Origin of the sequence: Hydrocoleum sp. CS-953, assembly GCF_002260545.1 — a bacterium.
Classification (GTDB): Bacteria; Cyanobacteriota; Cyanobacteriia; order Cyanobacteriales; family Microcoleaceae; genus Trichodesmium.
In genome coordinates this window covers 1-2,988 of record NZ_LGSU01000398.1, presented here as the reverse complement: position 1 = coordinate 2,988, position 2,988 = coordinate 1, and the positions used below count along the sequence as shown (strand labels likewise).

The window sequence follows — 2,988 nt, the reverse complement described above, 5'->3', positions numbered from 1 at the left end:
ACAATGAATTTATTTTCCTTTTATTCAATCCAATCCGTTTTAGGGAGAGGTAATTATCAATTATCCATTATCAATTATCAATTATTGAACTAGATTTTAAGTTCAGAAAACTTGAGCCAGAAGATTAACTCACTACCTAATATCAAGGAGAAACCTAGGGAGACTGTGGTAAATCTTCTATTTGAGCCAGAGTTTCTTGAATACGGGGAGTTGCCAGAAATCTTTTCGCATCTTCAATTAGCCGTTTTCCCCACAGATGTTTTTCGAGATAGTCAAGGTCTGCATATTTGCTATCTAATCGTAGCGCTTCTTCTCCCATCGCTAGACTTTGTTCTTTATCACCTTGAGTGTAGAGAGCTACTGCTAGCGCTAGAAGTGGTTCTGCTGCTTTACTATCAATAGAGACAGCTTCACGCCATTGTGCGATCGCATCATCTACTTTTCCCATCTCATATTGAACTAAACCAATGTTATTAATTGCAGGCCATAAATTTTCTTCTAGGTCATAAGCTTGTTCATATTGTGCGATCGCTCTTTTAAATTTACCATGTTTGTAATAAGCATTACCCAAATCAAATAAAGCTCCGGGGTTCTCAGGTTTAAATTTCAAACCTTTTCTTAATTGTTCGATAGCATTTTTATAATCAGATGTTTGAAAATAAGCTCTACCAAGAACAAATCGAATTTCTGCATTTCTTGGGTTTAGTTCTTGAGCTTGTTGCAAGGCAGCAATACCTTCTTCTAATTCTTCAGCTTGAATATAAAGACTGCCTAATAATGCCCAAGTTCGTTGATTATTTGGGGCTAATTCAGTCGCCAGTTCGGCTCTAGATAAAGCCAACTCAAACTGTTGAAATCTTGCTAATTGTAACGCTTCTTCAGCTAAACTTAAACCCGTCTGTTCTAGTTGAGCTGAGTCTAGTTGTAATATATGAGGAACTAATGCCTGTCCCAGTATAGGTTTAATATTACTACCCCACAGACCTAGGGTAATTAATAAACAAACTAATAAATTTCGATTTTGCACAGTAATAAAGTATATTATGATTAAGAAGTTAAGTTTAAAGTATCTAGTATTATATAGCAGTCTTATTTGATTTGTGTCAGGACTAAAGCCATGAGAACCCAGAAACCCGGTTTCTCCTAGACTTCTATTGCTCATGCGCAACGATTTATCCTAGAAACCGGGTTTCTTTGCGTAAGTCCTATGTGTATAAAAACCTTAGCGCTTTTAGGGAACAGGGAACACTTAACTGGGAACAGGCTGGAGTTTCAAGGTTTTTATCTACTTTTTGATTACCCGCGACCTATTTAGGANTGTGTATAAAAACCTTAGCGCTTTTAGGGAACAGGGAACACTTAACTGGGAACAGGCTGGAGTTTCAAGGTTTTTATCTACTTTTTGATTACCCGCGACCTTCTTAGGATTGCTATATACTAGCCTAAAAATTTTATAATTTGTAGTATACTTTACTTAAGATTATTTTTTTATAGTTTTAAGCTTAGAATAAATATCCTATATTCAATTAATTAAAATATTGGTAAAATAATTTCAAATTCAGTACCCTTGCCTGGTAAAGAATTTAGTTTCAGTTTTCCACCATGTTTTTCATTAATAATTTGGTGACTAATAGCCAAACCCATACCTGTTCCTTTACCCACAGGTTTAGTTGTAAAAAAGTTCTCAAAAATTTTATCTTGTATCTCTAAAGGGATACCAAAACCATTATCAGCCATCCTAATACTCACCCAATCATACCCTTTACCTACTATAATTTCCGTAGTAATCTTAATTTCAGGTTGCAAATTTGAAATCTCTATTTCTGCTGATTTTTCATTTAGTGCATCAATGCTATTACTAATTAGATTCATAAATACCTGGCTAAGTTGACCAGAATAGCAACTAACCAATGGCAAGTTAGTACAATAATTTTTAATAACTTTAATACCGTATTTAAGACGATTATTTAAAATTAATAAACTACTATCTATACATTCATGGATATCTGCTGGTTTCTTTTGAGATTCATCCATGTGGGAAAAGTTACGAAGACTATTTACAATCTTCAGTAATTGTTCTGAGCCAAATCTAATACCTTGAGTTGTCTCAGCTAATTCTTCTTGTAAGGAATCATATTCTATTTGTTCCTTAATTTGACTTATAATTGGGGATGGCTGTGATATTTCGTCATAAGTAGATAAAAGTTTACTAATTTCTTCTAGATAAGAACAGAGAAATATTAAATTGTTCCAAATACAGTTAACCGGATTTCTAATTTCATGGGCAACCTCAGCCACCATTCTGCCCAAACTAGCCATTTTCTCTGTTTGAATAGCTTTTGCCTGAGTTTGTTTTTGCAGTAGACTACTTGTAAGTTCGTGAATTTTTGACTGAGCTACTAATAATTGATGTACATCTAAAAGTTTATAAACATTAGTTTCTACTTCTACAACAATTGGATCGTAAAGTAATTCAGGCCGTCTGTGTAAAGATTTTTGCGCCGCCTCTACTATCAATGTATTACCAGGAAGAATAGAAATATCTATTTGAGAGAAGCGATACAAAGCTTCTATAGGTCGCTTATAAAACATCTCCATACCATAACGACTTCCCATTCTTTCAAAAAATAATCGTCGGGAAATCATACCGACAAACTTACCTTGCTGATCGAGCAAAATTACACCTGATAGTAAGGGATTCGCCTCAAACACAGGTGCAACATCTTTACCAAAGTAGCTAGATTCAATCAGAAAGTCTTGCAGTGGTAATTCCTGTATAGTTGATTCTAAAGATAGAATTTGACTTTTAACCTCTAAATTAGGCACTGTAAATGAATCTGAATTTGACTCATACAAAGCAAACATATTAAGGAAGTTCCTAGTATTTTAGTATCAAGAGATACATATTTAAAAAATATTCCAGATAATTTGCCTTAATCCTAGGAATATATTATGATTAGCTTTCACCTTTTTAGCATAACCCCAAGA

The 2,988-nt window shown here is 34.0% G+C and carries 2 protein-coding genes; both read right to left on the bottom strand.

Annotated elements, in window-relative coordinates; all coding sequences use genetic code 11:
* Positions 1 to 154: 154 nt before the first annotated feature.
* Positions 155 to 1,027 (bottom strand): tetratricopeptide repeat protein, encoded by an 873-nt coding sequence (locus tag AFK68_RS03880; protein WP_094671673.1) that lies wholly within the window; start codon positions 1,025 to 1,027, stop codon positions 155 to 157.
* A gap of 503 nt (positions 1,028 to 1,530) precedes the next feature.
* Entirely contained in the window at positions 1,531 to 2,826 is a 1,296-nt protein-coding gene (locus AFK68_RS03875; protein WP_371357217.1) for a sensor histidine kinase, read from the bottom strand.
* Positions 2,827 to 2,988: the final 162 nt, after the last annotated feature.